The organism is Bacteroidia bacterium (assembly GCA_041391665.1).
In the GTDB taxonomy this organism is placed as follows: domain Bacteria; phylum Bacteroidota; class Bacteroidia; order J057; family J057; genus JAGQVA01.
The window spans coordinates 1,393,221-1,410,245 of the sequence record JAWKNO010000003.1 but is presented as its reverse complement, the minus strand read 5'-3'; the positions used below and the strand labels follow the sequence as shown (position 1 = coordinate 1,410,245).

At 46.1% G+C, this 17,025-nt stretch carries 8 protein-coding genes; 2 read left to right on the top strand and 6 right to left on the bottom strand.

Annotated elements, in window-relative coordinates:
• Window positions 1-136 precede the first annotated feature (136 nt).
• The gene (locus R3D00_28455; protein ID MEZ4777142.1) at window positions 137-1,771 is read left to right on the top strand and encodes a PAS domain S-box protein; all 1,635 of its coding nucleotides are present in this window, start codon (window positions 137-139) and stop codon (window positions 1,769-1,771) included.
• On the opposite strand, the gene R3D00_28450 is transcribed toward R3D00_28455, so the two are convergent.
• On the bottom strand, window positions 1,765-4,131 hold the full coding sequence (locus R3D00_28450; protein MEZ4777141.1) for a TonB-dependent receptor: 2,367 nt from the start codon (window positions 4,129-4,131) through the stop codon (window positions 1,765-1,767). The two genes, R3D00_28455 and R3D00_28450, sit on opposite strands and share 7 nt — an antisense overlap.
• A 65-nt stretch (window positions 4,132-4,196) precedes the next feature.
• Between R3D00_28450 and R3D00_28445 the strand changes: the two genes are divergently transcribed.
• Window positions 4,197-5,444, top strand: a complete 1,248-nt coding sequence (locus tag R3D00_28445; protein ID MEZ4777140.1) for an ATP-binding protein — start codon at window positions 4,197-4,199, stop codon at window positions 5,442-5,444.
• Window positions 5,445-5,446: 2 nt separating this feature from the next.
• On the opposite strand, the gene ppk1 is transcribed toward R3D00_28445, so the two are convergent.
• The 5 genes from ppk1 to R3D00_28420 form a co-directional block, all read right to left on the bottom strand.
• Window positions 5,447-7,537 carry a polyphosphate kinase 1 gene (gene ppk1 / locus R3D00_28440; GenBank protein ID MEZ4777139.1) on the bottom strand — a complete coding sequence of 697 codons (2,091 nt, stop codon included), beginning with the start codon at window positions 7,535-7,537 and terminating at the stop codon, window positions 5,447-5,449.
• A gap of 72 nt (window positions 7,538-7,609) precedes the next feature.
• Window positions 7,610-10,654: a hypothetical protein gene (locus R3D00_28435; protein MEZ4777138.1), complete on the bottom strand. Its 3,045-nt coding sequence runs from the start codon at window positions 10,652-10,654 to the stop codon at window positions 7,610-7,612.
• Window positions 10,655-10,676: 22 nt separating this feature from the next.
• Window positions 10,677-10,967 (bottom strand): Asp-tRNA(Asn)/Glu-tRNA(Gln) amidotransferase subunit GatC, encoded by a 291-nt coding sequence (gene gatC / locus R3D00_28430; protein MEZ4777137.1) that lies wholly within the window; start codon window positions 10,965-10,967, stop codon window positions 10,677-10,679.
• Window positions 10,968-11,027: 60 nt separating this feature from the next.
• Window positions 11,028-11,462 (bottom strand): DUF3592 domain-containing protein, encoded by a 435-nt coding sequence (locus R3D00_28425; GenBank protein MEZ4777136.1) that lies wholly within the window; start codon window positions 11,460-11,462, stop codon window positions 11,028-11,030.
• 32 nt (window positions 11,463-11,494) lie between these two features.
• On the bottom strand, window positions 11,495-16,801 hold the full coding sequence (locus tag R3D00_28420; protein MEZ4777135.1) for a PKD domain-containing protein: 5,307 nt from the start codon (window positions 16,799-16,801) through the stop codon (window positions 11,495-11,497).
• Window positions 16,802-17,025: the final 224 nt, after the last annotated feature.

The window sequence follows — 17,025 nt, the reverse complement described above, 5'->3', positions numbered from 1 at the left end:
CCCCCAAATTATTTTCATCATTTCATCATATATTACACAATTAATTTATTACTAAATAATGTTTTATTCTAATATGGAATTACTTCTATATTAACCTGTTGCTCAGTCTTATTATTAATGGTAAAATCAGCTCATCATGACTCTTCCCAAAACTGAATTATACAGTCGCCCCATAAGCCCAGACTGGAGCATGATAAAATCGATCATTGATGTGAGTCTGGATTCGATTCTGGTGATTGATAAAAATTTAAACATTGCGCTTTTCAATCAGGCATTTCAGGCTTACTACAAATATTTTGACAATCAGATACTTGAAGTTGGGCAGGCTTTCGCCAAACTCTATCCCAACCATCATGCTTTGTCTCATCAGTTGGTTAGCGCTTTTGAAAGCGTGTTTTGTGGAAAATCTCTTACAGTGGAAACAGAGATAAAAGAAAAAGAGCAAGTCCGCTCTGAGTCTTTTCGGCTTAGCCCTGTTTGGGATGAATCGGGCAAAATCAGTGGCGGCACTTGTTCCATACCTCATCATACCCTTCAGCAAAACACCAGTGTACAGGTCCAGGATCAGACGGAGTACAATCAGGAAATCGAAAACCTCAACCTGATTTTATCGACCAACCTGAAAGATAGTCTGGTCGCGCTCGAAGAGGCGGAAAGGGTACTCAAGTACTCCGATCGACGGTTTAAGAGTATTTACGAATACGTCCCAACCGGGATTGGATTATTTGACAGCTCAGGCAAAATTGTAGAGGCCAATCCGGCCCTTCAGCAGATTTTGGGATATTCCATGAATGAACTTGCCCGGGTTCCACTCGCAACGCTGATTCATACCAACGGTATAAATAACGACTTTAGCCTATTTGACGAACTCCTTTCGGGCAAAATGCCTTCCTATCAAATAGAAAAGCAGTTTATCCGGTCTGATGGCAAAATGGTATGGGCACTGCTGAATGTATCTTTGCTGCATGATATGGGAGAAGAAGAAATTTATATCATCGGCACCATTCAGGATATTACAAGCCTTAAATCGCTGGAACAGACACTCCAGCAGAAAAATATGGAACTGGTAAAAGCCAATAGCTATCTCGACAATTTTGTCTATGCAATCGCCCATGATTTGCGCGCACCGATTGCAAACCTCAAACAAATCTCGCAGCTGATTATTATGAATTGCCATTCAAAAGATCCGCTGTTTGAAAAACTCCAGTTTTCTGTAGAGTATCTGGATCGGATCGCCAGTGGGCTCATTCATATCATTGATGCGCAAAAGGTAGAAGGAAGTCAGATAAACCGGATTTCTTTTTCAGATAAAATTGCTATGATCAGGGAAGACATGTCAGCCCAAATCAAAGATTTACAGGCAATGATCGAGCAGGATATTGAGGTCGGAGAGATCATTTATATCGAACCTTATCTGGATAGTATTTTGCGAAACCTGATTCAGAATTCTTTGAAATATGCACATCGAAAAAGAAAACCCCGCATCAGGATACATATATATCAACAGGCAGAATATATTGTCTTCTCCATTCAGGACAATGGCATCGGTATCAACCTCAAAGAAGCGGGAGAACTCCTATTCAGGCCTTTCAAACGATTTACCGCAGTGGCTTCAGGTCATGGGATCGGCTTACATCTGGTCAAAAATATGGTCGAAAAAAACGACGGGAAAATTGAAGTAACCAGTACTCCGGGAAAAGGAACGACCTTCACCTTGTTTCTCAGACCCTATAATCTTCAAAATGCCTTCCCCCAGGACTTATACTATTGACGCAAGCGATAACTTAAAGTCAGATTAATCTGGCGTCGCTGATATTGAGAAGTACGCTCCGTATAAAACGTTTCACCTTCGATCACCGTTCGCATTTTCCGGCTATTGAGAATGTCCATAACGTTGAGCGTCAGCCGCCCCTTCTTGTTCCACAGATCTTTCTGAATGGCAAAATCGAAATAATACAATGCTTTACGCCTTCCCTGTGGCATCAGCTCCGGCGCTTCGTAATTGCCTCTGAACTGTATTGAAATCTGCTTTGAAAGTGTAAATTTGGAAGTCTGCCGCACAAACCAACTGTAGGTGTCGCTGCTGAAAGTTGCGTCGATATTGGTTCCGTCTGTAATTGCCCGGAAAAAATTGCCGTTGGCGTCTAATTTCCACCAGGGAAAAAGGGTGTAAGCAAACGCCACATCTGCTCCAAATACCTGCTGTCCTGCCAGGTTTTCAGGCAGACTCGTTGAAAGGCCCTCTTCATTTACCCTGCGGATGCCCTGAATGGTTCCCGCTGAATTTCGGTAATACAGCGAAGAAGAAATAGAGCCATTCTCAAAGTACTTCAGATGCCCCACTTCCAGCGAGTGGGTAAATTCAGGATTCAGGTCGGGATTGCCACTGAAAAAATTGCGCCGGTCTGACAAAGTTATAAACGGACTTAAATCGCGGTACTCTGGTCGCCTTACCCGGCGGCTATAACTGATCTGTATGTCGCTGTTACCAGGCAGATGATACGCCAAATGTGCACTGGGAAACAGATTGGCATAGTTGCGCGGATTTACCTCATTGGTTTTTTCGAGTGTCGTCTTTACATCAGTAGCTTCTGCGCGAAGACCTGCCTGGTAGGAAATTTTATTCATCTTATTTCCTATGATCCCGTAGGCTGCGTGAATATTTTCGTTGTACACAAATACATTATCCAGCTCCGGCAATACGACCCATTCCTCAGGGTTTGATTCCTGCGTCACCACATAGTCATTGGTCATTTCCCGAAAGCTGCTGCGAATACCGGTTTCGATTTTCCCTTCTTTGCCGATTGGCTGCACATAATCCATCTGGATTAAATATTGGTTTTCATACTCATCATTGACTGCTCTTTGCCGGCTGATCGTACCTTGTTCTTTGGTTTGTGAAGGAAGGAAAGTATTTTCTGTAAACAATTGATCCGAATTTTCCCAATAATTCAGGTAGCGCGCGTCTGCATTGAACTCGTGGTTTTTTTTGGTAAATAGTTTTTTGTAGCTCAATACGTACTCGGAGTAGGGCTCTTTTTCCAGTTCATACTGATCCCGCAAACTTGTACTAACCTGATTTGCAGTGGTATTAAGATAGTCAAGATAACTGATGTCGGTGATTCGTTTGCCGTCATCCCGCTGAAAACGATAGGAAGCAGTGAGAATATTTTTATCATTAAAATAATAGTCCAGTCCGCCGCGGATATTGTTATTGATTCCCTCTCTTCTTCCTGCCGAGGATTGTTCCGTTATAAAAGTAGTATCATTTCTATATACTTCCTGATACAGGATATTTCTGTTAGGCAGCACACGGTAACTGACGCCGTAGTTGATGAAGAAGTTAAATTTTTTGACACGGTAGTTGATATTGAGCGATACACCATAATTGGCGGGCTCTCCTGTGATTAGCTCAAAAGAACCATTCAACCCCTTCTGTTTCTCTTTTTTGAGCACGATATTGATAATCCCCGAATTGCCTTCCGCCTCATACCGTGCTGACGGATTAGTGATGATCTCGATTGACTCTACAAGACTTCCCTGTAACTGCTGAAGACCTTTGGCGCTGGCCATTCCCGAGGGTTTACCATCAATCAGAATACGTACATCTGCACTTCCCCGCAGCTTGACCTGGCCCTCAGCATCAACAGAGACAGAAGGTATATTTCCCAAAATCTCGCTTGCATTGGCCCCGGAAGTGGAAAGATCCTGCCCCACGCGAAAGATTTTTTTGTCCATAGACATTTCCACCATACTTTTCTCACTGGTGATCTCTACCTCATCGAGGGTAGTCGGTTGGGGCGAAAGGCTGATAGGAGGAAGTACTACGGAAGCATGTTGTTCGTCCAGTACAAAAGGGGCCGAAAAATATATCTGATAGCCCAGAAAGGAGGATTTAATTAAATAATTGCCCTTCCCAGCCTGAATGGAAAATGCCCCATTATGATCTGTAACCGTACCCGAAACGGTCACAGAATCATCAGATTTGATCAGCGTGATCGTCGCAAATTCAAGTGGCAGGCTGGCGTCTTCAGAAATGATCGTACCTTCAACTTTGTACTGTGCGCTGAGAGGACAAAATAAAAAAATAGCCAGGGGGAGGGCTATAAAGTAAGGGAAAAGTCTGCGCATAGAAGATTTTTTGTATGATTTGCGCAAAGTAAAAACAGATTCTGATAGAAATCTGATGGAATGGATTGCCTGGGAAAAATCTCCGTACAGCATCTGGCTGCCAATATATTTTCTTGCAAATTAGAAGTTCAATTTCTAATTTGCAGATAATGATAGCACGAATTTTAAGTAAAAAAATAACTGAAGCTGCGAAAAAAATGCCAGTCGTAGCAGTAACCGGCCCCAGGCAGAGCGGGAAATCTACGCTGATCCAGCAACTTTTTCCCAATTATACTTATGTCAACCTGGAAGAAATCGAAAAACGCAGATTTGCAAAAGATGATCCACGTGGTTTTCTAAAAAATGTAGGAGAGTATGCCATTTTGGATGAAATCCAGCACATACCAGATCTACTTTCTTATATTCAGGTAATTGTTGACAGGGAAAAAGAAAATGGGAAATATATCATCTCCGGTTCTCAAAACCTTTTACTGATGGAGAGTGTTTCCCAAAGTCTTGCAGGCCGCGTAGCGATTTTTAATTTATTACCTTTTTCCCTTGAAGAGATACAAAATACACCTTTTGCCCTGCCTGACTACGAGCATTATATTTTAAAAGGGTTTTATCCGCGGATTTACGATTATGACCTCAATCCTTCTGAGTGGTTGCTTGATTATATTCAAACTTACGTTGAGCGTGACTTGAGGCAGGTAATAAACGTAAGCGATTTGGGTGCATTCAGGCAATTTCTTGAAATTGCTGCCGGGCGAATTGGCCAATTGGTCAATTTTTCTGACATGGCAAATGTTGTAGGCGTTTCGTACCAAACTATTAAAAAATGGCTGAGCGTATTACAGACCAGTTTTATTATTCATTTGGTACGCCCCTATCATCGCAATTTTAATAAACGAATCGTCAAATCATCAAAGTTATACTTTTACGACACAGGGTTAGCCTGTGCGCTGATGAACCTTCGGCAGGTGGACGATATTAACCGTCATTTTGCTAAGGGCGCGTTATTTGAAAATTTTATTATCAATGAAATTCTGAAATATAACTTCAACCGAAATCTGCACCCTGGCCATTACTTCTGGAATGCTGCGGGTGTTAATGAAATTGACCTTGTCCTAGATAAAGGTGGTCAGCTATTTCCAATAGAAATTAAATCCGGAAGAACCATCAATCCTCAGTTTTTCGACAGCCTCGTTTACTTTCAGCAGGTTTCCGGCGCAATTCCTGAGAATAGTTTTTTGGTCTATGGTGGCGATGAAGTACAGGAGCGTAGCCTTGCACAGGTTTTAGGCTGGCAGCACCTAGAAAAAATATTTAACTAACCCTACAACTTCCCGTCCTTGATTCTTTCGTAAATGTCGATCTGGGCGCGTACGGGCGGTTCGTTTTCTGCCCGCACGATGGGAACATTTTCGATATTCTCATTCAACCGCACGGCTTTGGTATTGTCACTCCACTGCAGGCGCAATATCTCCATGATCTCGCGTTTGATCTCGGGATCCCACACCGGGAACGCCAGCTCGATCCGCCGGTTGAGGTTCCGCCGCATCCAGTCGGCACTGGTGAGGTAGATGTCCATATCGCCATCGTTGTAAAATACCAGCACCCGCGCATGCTCCAGAAACTGATCTACCAGACGTATGACGGATATGTTTTCACTTATGCCGGGAAGCCCGGGACGCAAACAGCAAATCCCCCTTACAATGATTCTGATCTGTACACCGGCCTGACTCGCTTCGTAGAGTTTATCCACCATCACCCGATCTTCAAGGTTGTTGAGTTTGATCAGAATTTCGGCTTTCCTTCCTGCCTTTGCATTTGAGATCTCTCTGTCTATGAGAGAAATAAAATTGCCTTTCAGGTTAAACTGCCCCACCATCAGCTTGCGAAATTGCGGCGGCTGGTAGGTCTGATCTTCGAGATGGCGAAATACTTCTTTCAGTTCATTGGTGATTTCTTCATCCTTGGTAAAAAACCCGTGGTCTGCATAGATACGAGCCGTTTTCTCGTTGAAATTCCCCGTACTGAGGAACGCATAACGCACTTTTTCCCGTCCTTCCATCCGGGTTACCATCGCTACTTTTGCATGTACTTTGAGTCCCGGAATACTGTAAATAATATTGGCTCCGGCTTCTTTCATTTCTTTGGCAGAAGCGAGATTGGCGGCTTCGTCAAAACGGGCTTTTAACTCTACAAAGACAGTCACCCGTTTGCCGTTTTGGGCGGCACGCACCAGTGCATTGACAATGGCGGAGTTGGAAGCGACTCTGTACTGAGTTACACGTATGCTTTCCACCAGCGGATCGATCGCTGCCTGGTTGAGAAAACGCACCACGTAGTCGTAGGTGTGATAAGGGAAATGTAGTATCCAGTTTTTTTGTTTGATGGCCTCAATCAGGAAAGGGTAACTTTCCAATTCGCGGTGAGGGGCAGGTGGTGTAGGTTTGCGTTCCAGTCTCGCACCTGCCGGGTTGGGGAAGTTGAAAAAATCTTTAAAACTGTGGTGTTTGCCGCCTGGCATAAGCTCTCTCCTTGTGATAGAGAATGTGTCGCGCAAGTACTGAAGCATATTGCTTCCCATTTGCCGGTCGTAGAGAAACCGCGCCGGCAGCCCCGTTTTTCTTTTTTTCAGGCTTCGCTGGATCTTGTCCACAAGGTCGCCACTGGATTCATCCTCAATCACCAGGTCCGCATTTCGGGTGAGTTTGATATTGTGAGAACCGAGGATATCATAACCGGGAAATATTTTGCTCAGGTTGCAGTTGATGACATCATCGAGCAGCATGTAGTAATGCTCTTCCCCGATTCGGGGCAATTCCACAAACCGGGAAAAATAATGAGTGGGCACCTGTATCAGTGCATACCGGATCCGCTTTCGGTACAGTGCTGCCGGGTCCTTTACTTTGTCGGGGTTACGGGGCTGGTTTCGAAGTTTTACGGCCAGATATAAGGCGTCGTCCCGAAGGAAGTGCACAATTTTGTTTTTGCGCAAAAGCTCAGGATGCAGATAGGCCCGCACATCATCGAGAAAAAAGGTCTCCAGAAACTCTTTATGAATCGCTTCTTTCGGTGGTTTAAGCAGAAGATTGATTTTATTTTTCTGAAGTTCGACAAGGATATCATCGCTGAATACTTTGCCAAATACCTCTTGTTGGCGGTTGACTTCTGCATGGATTTTTTCCAGGAGCTTTTCAGCATCAAAGTCAAGCATTACTTCGCCTTGTTTTTGCAGTCTGACCAGACTTAGGGTATAGGCAACCCTTACATGGAAAAACTCATCAAGGTTAGAGGCGTAGATCGCCAGAAATTTTATTCGCTCATACAATGGCAACTTCCGGTTGGTTGCTTCAAGCAACACACGGTAGTTGAAAGAGAGCCAGCTTAGATCGCGTTCAAAATATATATTTTCAGCCATAGCGGATGTTCGGGAGAATTGTACATAAATAAAACAGAATTTCCCGAACCGCGAAAAATTAACTGAAAATCCTTACTGTTTCTGACTAATTGTCCTGATTTCAGCAGAAAACTCGGCAGCAATATCCATTTTGCGCTTTGCTGAACGGCTATACTCAATGGCTTTGGCAGCCCCAAACCCGGCATCATCGAGGAGATTCCATGCCCGCGAAAACCATGCGTAATAATACCAGAGTTCGCCATTTGCATCATTGTTGTTGATCGCAGTAGTGATCAGCAAATTTCCCCTTTCGTATTCTCTCTGAGCTGCATAAATGGAGGCAAGCGTAATAATCCATTCTGTATTCAGAGGTTCCATGCGGTGAAGGGAATCCAGCAGTACCTGTGCGGTGGATGTATCTTTTTGCATCAGCGCCTGTTGAGCTTGCAGGAAAAGGATTTCGGTTGAGTACGAGGAATCGTCCGCATATTTATTCACAATCTCTGCGCTTTTTTCGGCATTCCCTGCCAGTTGCCAGGCGCGTGCGAGCGCTAGCTGAAGCGGTATGCTTTCGGGGTTGACATCCAGACCAAATTTGATAGTTTCTATAGCAAGGGTGTCTGCATATTTATTGTAAATACGCCCCAGTTCGAGGTAAGGCACGATACTGGAAGAGTCCAGTCCCTGAACCTTCCGAAAACTTTCCAGCGCATTGATATACTGATTCATACTATCGGCGTACAGACCGATGCGCACATTTTCATCAAATGTAAGGGTCGAAAGATTCCATTCTGTTTGTGCGTAAAGGTCTTGTCCGTATGCTTTCAGCAACATGGCGAGTTCTCTCCCGCATGGCTCCCACAAAGACTGATCTTTGGCGCGGAGCATGCTGAGTTGCAAACTGGCAGAGTCCGCATTTCCCAGATCAATATCCATCTGTGCGGCATAGAGGTCACCGCGAAGATCTCCGGCTTCCGCCTGTGCGAGGAAATATTTTCTCGCCATCTCCGGAACCCCTTTTCGAAAATAGCCCACCCCGATCAGATAATTGCTTTGTGCAGCATATGCGGGATAACTGTGTTGCAGATACTTCATCCGGCTGATCGCAAATTCGGTAGAATCTTCCTCAAACATCAGATATCCATCCAGCAACAAAGCGTCGGGAGACTGATCCTGATCGGCCAGCTCCTTGAGTTTTTTCCGGTCAATATTGTATCCTTTTTTGCGCATCTGCCAGAGCAAATGATTATAGGCAAGGAAATAGTTTTCTGATGAGGTTGCTTCCGGCAGCGATATCCCCGGCAGTTCCTTTGTGTTCATTGCCAGCATCAGCGCATTGACCGCTGCCACATCGCTGCTTTTGCTGACTTCACCTGCTGCTTTGAGGAAAGAGGCAGCTTCCTCCGGACGTCGGTTGTCATGATATATCAGGCCCAGATTGCTGTACAACCCGGAAAGAGTTAAATCTGTCAGCAACCCCTGTTTTAGCACGAGAATAGCCGAATCAGGCATATTTTCCTTTACAAATATCATCGCCAGATTATTGGCGACATAAGGGCTGATTGATTGAGCCCCCATTCCTTTTTTCAGAATATTTTTCGCATCGGCAATCTGATTGTTGAGATAAAAAAGGTTGGCGGCGTTGATCCTGGCCGGAGGAAACTCAAAATTTCGCGTGGCGGCCTGATAATAATTTACCGCAGTGGCCAGTTTTTTTCTGTCAGAGAGATATAAAGAAGCCAGATTGTAATTTGCTTTGGGACTATACATGCTCTGTGTGGTTGCGACCTCATAAGCATGAATTGCGTCCCCGATCTGCCCTTTCATCACAGCCTGGTCACCTGTGTGATTGGCTAGTGTGTGGTAGGCCAGATGAATGCTTCCCCAATTTTCTTTTCCTTCCGCCGAAATGATTCCCACAATTCCTACAAGCCATACCGTGTATAAACTCAGATTACTTCCCTGAGTCATCAGGTAGTAGAGATTAATTTTCGCTTTCAGCAACTCGCGATGGTTGACAAATATGAAGAGGGTATGGGCGGCTCCGATGGAGAAGAAAAAAACCGCAGCGATCTGCTCAATGGCAAGGACAAATATGCTGTCGCCGGAGGCAAAATTCACAAACAGGAAACTCAGGATCATCAGCGTCCACCCCAGAAGAAAATAGGTAAACCCGGCAAGTGAGCCAAATATATTTTTCACCTGGTGGTACTGGTTCTGCGAAGTGAATACTGTAAATACAGCAGAAAGAAAGACCAGATGCCCCGGTCGTACAAGTGTATCAATCACCGGCAGACCAAATCGCAAAAACTCATTCATCCAAAGAAAACCAATCAGCAAATACAGAGAAATAATTCCGGCTATCCACCATATTCCCAACCTTGCCGCAGGTGCAGGGCGGTTGGTAGCAAGGAGAATGATAAGATTGGTAGGTTCTTTTCCAATAAAAAACAAAAAAATCACGCTCATCAAAAACATAAACACAAATACGTCTATGCTCATCTGATGAAGGGTTGTCCAGCCATGCAGAAACAGCGGAAGGGAGAATAAAATCAGCATCAGCCCCTGAAAAATCGCCCATCTGACCGGCAGCGACCAGCGCAGCGTACGGGTCATAAACAAATATCCCAGTCCAAGAAATGCAATAATCACCCCAAATTCGAGACTGGAAGTGGCAAACCCTCCTTCCGGTAAAATCGCCTGCACAACCCCTGAGAAGTGGATAAACAAAGCCGCAATAAAAAACAGGGCAAATGGCCACCGGCCTTTGAGACTGCTGGCTACAGTCAGCAAAAGCGACCACGCAACAGTCTGAAAAAACCAGAAGAGAATGACGGGAAATGCCTCAGGCATCAACGGAGACGCAGAGTAATTTACCCATTGCCGGAATGCATTCAGGCTTATGTCAAAGCTCCGGTAGTTTTCATGGATCGTAGTGACAAGTACTTTTTCCGTACTGGTTTCCGCTACTTCCGAGATTTGAAGTGCCCAGTACTCAGGGTAAATATAGGCAAACAGAAAAAAACCTGCACCGGTCAACAGAATTCCCATCAGGATGAGAAACATCCGGCGGTTGTCTGTAGACAACTGATGGTAAAAAAAGTGAAGGGGAAGATAAGGCAGTCGCTTGAGATCCATATCGGGTTGGGACAAAACGGGTTTATTTTTTCACAACCTTGGGTACAAGGAAATAATTTTCGTTCCGGGAAGGAGCATTTTTCAAAACCTCTTCCTGTGAAAGGGGCGGTTCTGGTTCATCAGGACGCAGCCTGTTAACCTCTTCCGTAATATGAATCAACGGAGCAACCTCGTCGGTATTTACCTCCTGAAGTTTGTCTATAAAATCCAGCATCCCCTGAAAATCACCGCGCAATTGCGCCATTTCAGTGTCTGGTATTTCGAGTTTGCTCAAAGTAGCGAGCTTTTGAAGGAGTTCATCAGTGATTTGCATGATGTAAAAATACACCAGTGGGCAAAAAGATACAACTTGCGGGAAGAAAGTAGGATTTTATCACCCAAATAATCCCTTCAAAAGGGCTTTGATCAGTGCCGGGTATCCGATCAGTCCGAAGATCAGCCCAAATCCGCCCAACACTGCCGGTAAAAGCCAATAATTTGTACCGGGAATAGAGACCTTTTCCGGATCTTCTTCCAGATACCAGACTTTTACCTGTTCCCCCACCTGAAACTCCGCCGGGTTGGTAAATGTGGTAGAAGTGTATTTTTTCATCTCGCCGTTTTTGTCGAGATACTGCACTACGGGTGCATACAGATACCTTTTTTTCCAGTTGGGATGGGGGTAGTTTTCCACTACCCAGCCGTTGACCTCTACGCCATTGCGTATGATAAAGGAAACATTGCGATAGTTGTACCATCCGATAACGGCGCAAACAGTGCCGACAGTAGCGAATACACCGCAGAAAATAAGCCAGGATTTGTCCTGCATGATGGGTCTGTTTTCGGGTTTACAACCCGAATTTACCGCATTAGCGTGACATTTCCACTATAGGATTTTGCCCCTATTTTTACCACATAATAGTACACCCCTTCACTGGCTTCGGCGCCTGTGGCGGTAAGGCCATTCCATGCGTTTTCGAACAGGCCTGTTCCTGAAAATATCGGTCTTCCCCACCGGTCAAATATTTCCGTATATACTGTTTCCTTTCCATTGTATTTGACCCAAAACAGGTCATTGATCCCGTCCTGATTGGGGCTAAATACATTGGGGATGAGTACATCCGGAGGGAATACCACCAGCGGTCCGTATGTCGTGGAGTCCACACATCCCTGCCCATCTGTAGCCACGAGGAGAACATAATAAGTACCCGCCTCCCTGTAACTGTGTACGGGATGTTCGGCTGTGGAAAATGCGCCGTCACCAAAGTCCCAATACCATGAAACCGCACCCGTAGAAAGGTTGCTGAACTGTACTTTTGCTTCGGGTAATGGGAGCGATGATCCGATTCGTGGGTCAGCGGCAAAATCTGCATTCGGACCACTGCCAACAGTGATTTCACCCAGACTTCCCGACACCTCACATCCTCCGGCACCTGTAGCGGTAAGGGTTACCACATAGGTTCCCGGGATTGAATAAGTATGTTGGGCAAATCCTTCATTGCTGATCGGCGAACCATCTCCAAAGTCCCAGATAAAGGCTACGCCTGACTGCGTGTTTTCGTAAAAATTGACCGTAAGATCTTCACAGCCATTTTCTTTTGAAGTGATATAGTCGAGAGCGGGTGTCGGGAAAACCCGTATGGTAACGCCTTCTGCGCCTTTACATGCGCCCTCGCTAACTTCTACATAATAGGTCGTTGTTGTGTCGGGCCTCGCCACCGGTGTCGGGCTGGAAGGATCATCTAACCCTGTCGCCGGTGTCCATAGATACGTCGCGCTGCCCGAACCGCCCTGAGCAAAGAGCTGTACCGGCTCTCCGGAACATATTGCGCTTGTATCTGCCGATACAGAAACGTCCACAGCACTGAAAACATCTATTTTCACCTCATCACTGGTCGAACACGCTCCCGAGGAAACCGTCAGCGTATATAACGTTGTCTGAGACGGGCTGGTGGTTGGTTGCGGCACATACAGTCCCGACATGCCGTTTGCAGGTGTCCATGCATAAAAAACAGGCCCGGCAGGCGGTCCGCCGATCATGGTGTGGCTACCCTGCAATACAATGGAATCTCCCAGACAAATCAGTCCGTCAGGCCCGGCACTGGCAATCGGTGCAGGGAGCACGTTGAGACCAATCTGGTAAGCAGGACTCTTACATCCGTAGTTGGAAGTAGCCACCAGCGAATACACGGTAGAACTGCCCGGACTAGCATACGGTGTGGCCGAAGATGGGTCATCAAGGCCGGTTGACGGAGACCAGAGATACGTATAGGTCGCAGTAGAATCTCCACCAGCGATACCGTTGAGCCTGATGCTGTCTCCGCCGCATATTTCGTAGTTACTGCCCGGATTTGCCGTCGGCAGCGTATGTACAGTGATCGTTACTGAATCTGCCACACTTGGGCAGGTATTGGACCAGGCAACGAGGAAATAGGTCGTCGTAATCGGCGGACTGGCAATGGGTGCCTGATTTGAAGAGTCTGTCAGACCCGTAGCCGGCGTCCATATAAAATCATAGGCAGGGCCGGCTTCCGTGGCATGGCCAAACAGTTGTGTCGTATCACCCAGACAAATCGAACGGTCGGGCCCGGCTTCGACAACAGGTCGTGCTCTTACTGTAACTACTACAGTGCTCAGGGTATCGAGGTTCGTATTATCGCTGGTACAGCCATTCGCAGAACCGACAATCACGGTGTATATCGTCGTGGAATCAGGCGTAGCATGCGGGTTCACAACATTGGGGTTATTGAGTCCCGCAGAAGGAATCCATGTATAGGTATAAGGTCCCGGTGCTTCCAGCGGATTTAAGACGGTACAATGCAGGCCAACGCCGGGGCCACCTTCGCATATAAAGGTATCCGGCCCGGCATCCACGATCGGCAGACGTTTGACATTGACGATAATGTTGTCAAATTCGCTGGTACAGCCGTTTTTATCCGAAATTTGCACAAAGTAAGTCGTCGTATCTGTGGGGTTTACCACAGGATTGGAGATATAGGGATTGCTGAAACCACAATTGCCAGGATCACTGCATCCCCAGTTGAAAAAGTAAGGAGCAACACCGCCAATTGGGACAACATTCAACTGAACGCCGCCCGTACCCTGGCAGAAAGAAGTATCTTTTCCTGCAAAGGCCAGAAAATTTGTATTCACCTTAATATAAACGGTATCGCTGGCAGTTTTAAATGGCGGACAGGTTTCTTTGTCAATACCTGTGATGATACTGCGATAAAGGCTTCCCCCATTGGAACAATCCGCTTTGAAACATATACTCCCGATAATAGAATCTCCGGAGAATATCACATTCGCAGAGGAAAGACCGAGGTTAGTTCCTCCCAGATTCTGGAATTCGTAGTTGTAATTGATACCGTTATTGACCGTCTGATCGACGATAAAAAAGTCATAACAGAGGCTGTCATTAATTTCAATATAAATCGTATCCCCGGCCACATATTGATTGCCGGAAAGATCGTGTCCGACAACCGGTGCAATGGTAAGCGGATCGCTGATTTTTACATATACCGTGTCAAATGCTTCCAGCGAATTATCGCAGTCTCCATTGTCTTCCACCCGGAGAATCATTTCTATCAATTGCCCCTCATTGTCGCAGGAGGGCGTCCAGCAAACCTGTCCCTGCAGAGGATTGATACCCGTATAGGTGAAAGTAGCAGGGTTTGCTCCCGTAAATACCGGACTGATCGCAAATGCAGTAAGCGTATCGATGGAATTGATATCCGTAAAATTTACCGTAAAACAGAAAGCTACAGAAGCGTCTGCAAAAATGGTATCACCCGAAAAGTTGAGCCCATTCAGAATATGGTTAATTTCCGGAGGGTCATTGGGTGGGGTAGAAATGACCACAAACACGGTATCCGTAACGGTTTTTTTGCTCGAACAAATACCATTGTCTTCAGCCTGCACAACTAATGGTACAACCTGCCCTACAAAATCACAGGAAGGATTCCAGCAGATCTGGCCGATTACAGGATTGGTTCCGGCAGAAGAAAATGTAGGCCCGTTGGGCAAACTGAATATCGGACTGATGGCAGCCGCAGTCAGAAGGTCTCCCGCATTGGGGTCGGTAACCAGATAATTAAAACACAGCCCCTCATTGGCACTTACAAAAATCGTATCGTTGCTGAAGGTATTTCCACTAAGGTTAAAATTGATTTGGGGCGGCGCATTGGGCGGAACAGAAACTTTGACATAAATCGTATCCCTCGCTTTCCCGATATTGGAGCAAACGCCCTGATCCTGAACACCAAATATCATTCTGATCACCTGATTTTCGTACTGGCAGCCCGGTGTCCAGCAGATTTGACCCTGAAGCGGATTGGTTCCCGTGGTAGTTACAACCGGGCCTCCGGGCCCGTTAAATATTGGGCTGAATGTCTGAAAAGAAAGCACATCACCCGGATCAGCATCATTGCCGGTAAAACTAAAACATAGGTTGCTCAGGGCATTGACGAATATGGTGTCATTGCTGAAGGTATTACCAGAAAGGTTGGTCGTGACTGATGGCGGATTATTGGGTGGAACCAGCACCTTGATATAGACAGTGGAAGTAACCGTCTTTGGCGCATTACACAGGCTCATATCAGAAGCCGCCATGGTAAACACAAACAATTGGTTTTCTTTATCACAGGACGGTACCCAGCAGATTTCCGCCTGCTTGGGGTTTGTACCCGAAACCGTTACCGTTGGCGCGTTGGTTGCTGCGGTAAATATCGGACTGATGCCTGTAAGAGTCAGAATGTCGCCGATATTTGGATCAGATGCCGTAACAGTATAACAAACCGTATCTGTCGCATTGACAAATATGGTGTCTCCGACCACTGTAAGCCCGGTATAGTCCGGGGTAATGACCGGTGGTTGGTTGGGCGGCTGGGAGATCACAACCCAGACGGTATCAAATGTATGCGCTACATTTTCGCAGTCCCCCACATCGTATCCGCCGATAATCAAGGGGACAATCTGTCCATTGTAGATACAGGCGGGCGTCCAGCAGATCTGTCCCTGTATGGGGTTAATCCCTGAGAAGTTGAAAGTAGCCAAAGGCGGAACAAAGTTGCCATTTCCAAATGCGGCGCTCACAGTATAGGCAGTCACAGTATCAGTTGCAACGGGGTCCTGTACCGTCACATCATAGCAAAACGGCACGCCGGCATTGACAAATATCGTATCATTGCTGAAGTTAAGACCCGTAAGGTCGTGAGTAATGGTTGGCGGTGCGCCCTGAGAGAGACAATTGATCACATGGATCTGAAAATCGCGGCGGTTTTCACTCAGGAGGATACCATTTCGGTATTCAAATACAGAAATCGAAAACACAAAAATCCCCACCTGATTGGGGGTAACATCAATAAAACCCGTCTGGGGATCAATCGTAAAGTTGCCTGAGCCAAAAGGGTCGAGGAAGTTGAATCCACCTGAAAAAACCACGTGGTTGTAGGGGGGCGGCCCCATAGGGTTGGAGAAAGGATCCACCGTAGGAGGATTGCCGCCCGGCAGCATGGGGTTTCCTGTACCGAGCCCGGCAAAGTTTGTTCCTGTATAGGGATTCGTAAGTGCATAAACGAGCGAGTCCCCATCGGGGTCCGTGGCGGAGTGGTCAAAGCTAAAAAGCTGGTTTGCACATAAAAACACCGGAGGAACCTGATCAAACTGCGGCATGGAATTGCAGGTGGCACTACCAGAGCCAGGGATATGCGCCAGAAAAGTGATGCCTTCACCCAACGGGTTGGAAAGATTGGTGATCGCAGCATTGCGGCAGCAGCGGGACCAGCCGAGGTTGTAGCCATTGACACTGGGAGGCAGCGAAATCGTGGTAAAATAAATTCCCTCTTCCACACATATGGATGGTGGCGTCGCCACACAGGCATCCCAGTCTTCCGGCTGTATTTCAGGTGTATTTGCAGGAACCGGAATTGTCAGCGTCTGCACGGTGGCTCCTGTAACTCCGTTAAAAATGAATAAAGTGATGGTGGGATCGTAGGGTGCCTGTCCATTTTCACAGTCACGATACATTTTTAGCGTAAGGTCATATACGTGATTGACAGAGTCAACACACTCATAATAGAGTTCCGCACCAACGATATGAGTTGCCTGGAGCCTGTGTATCCCAGTAATAGCCCATATTACCAAGGAGGTAATTAGTATTCGCTTCATTCGCAGAAGATTGTGCCCGTTAGGTCTTGGTTAATGAAAGTCTTTGGGTAAGTGTTTTGTCATAGGCAACACGTATAAAGATATATTTTCGTTGGTTACAATTTTTTTATGAAGATAAGACGAAGTCAGAACAACTTATGCTGCCTGCGATTTGTTCATAGAAAACCAAGGTACATATTTTCCGGTTAAATGTTGAAACAAAAATCAGTTTTGGTGACTTAATA

What these genes read in the sequence shown, in the direction of transcription:
- ppk1 (MEZ4777139.1), bottom strand. Translation starts at nt 7,537, where the DNA reads ATGGCTGAAAATATATATTTTGAACGCGATCTAAGCTGGCTCTCTTTC.
- R3D00_28450 (MEZ4777141.1), bottom strand. Translation starts at nt 4,131, where the DNA reads ATGCGCAGACTTTTCCCTTACTTTATAGCCCTCCCCCTGGCTATTTTT.
- R3D00_28455 (MEZ4777142.1), top strand. Translation starts at nt 137, where the DNA reads ATGACTCTTCCCAAAACTGAATTATACAGTCGCCCCATAAGCCCAGAC.
- R3D00_28435 (MEZ4777138.1), bottom strand. Translation starts at nt 10,654, where the DNA reads ATGGATCTCAAGCGACTGCCTTATCTTCCCCTTCACTTTTTTTACCAT.
- gatC (MEZ4777137.1), bottom strand. Translation starts at nt 10,967, where the DNA reads ATGCAAATCACTGATGAACTCCTTCAAAAGCTCGCTACTTTGAGCAAA.
- R3D00_28420 (MEZ4777135.1), bottom strand. Translation starts at nt 16,801, where the DNA reads ATGAAGCGAATACTAATTACCTCCTTGGTAATATGGGCTATTACTGGG.
- R3D00_28425 (MEZ4777136.1), bottom strand. Translation starts at nt 11,462, where the DNA reads ATGCAGGACAAATCCTGGCTTATTTTCTGCGGTGTATTCGCTACTGTC.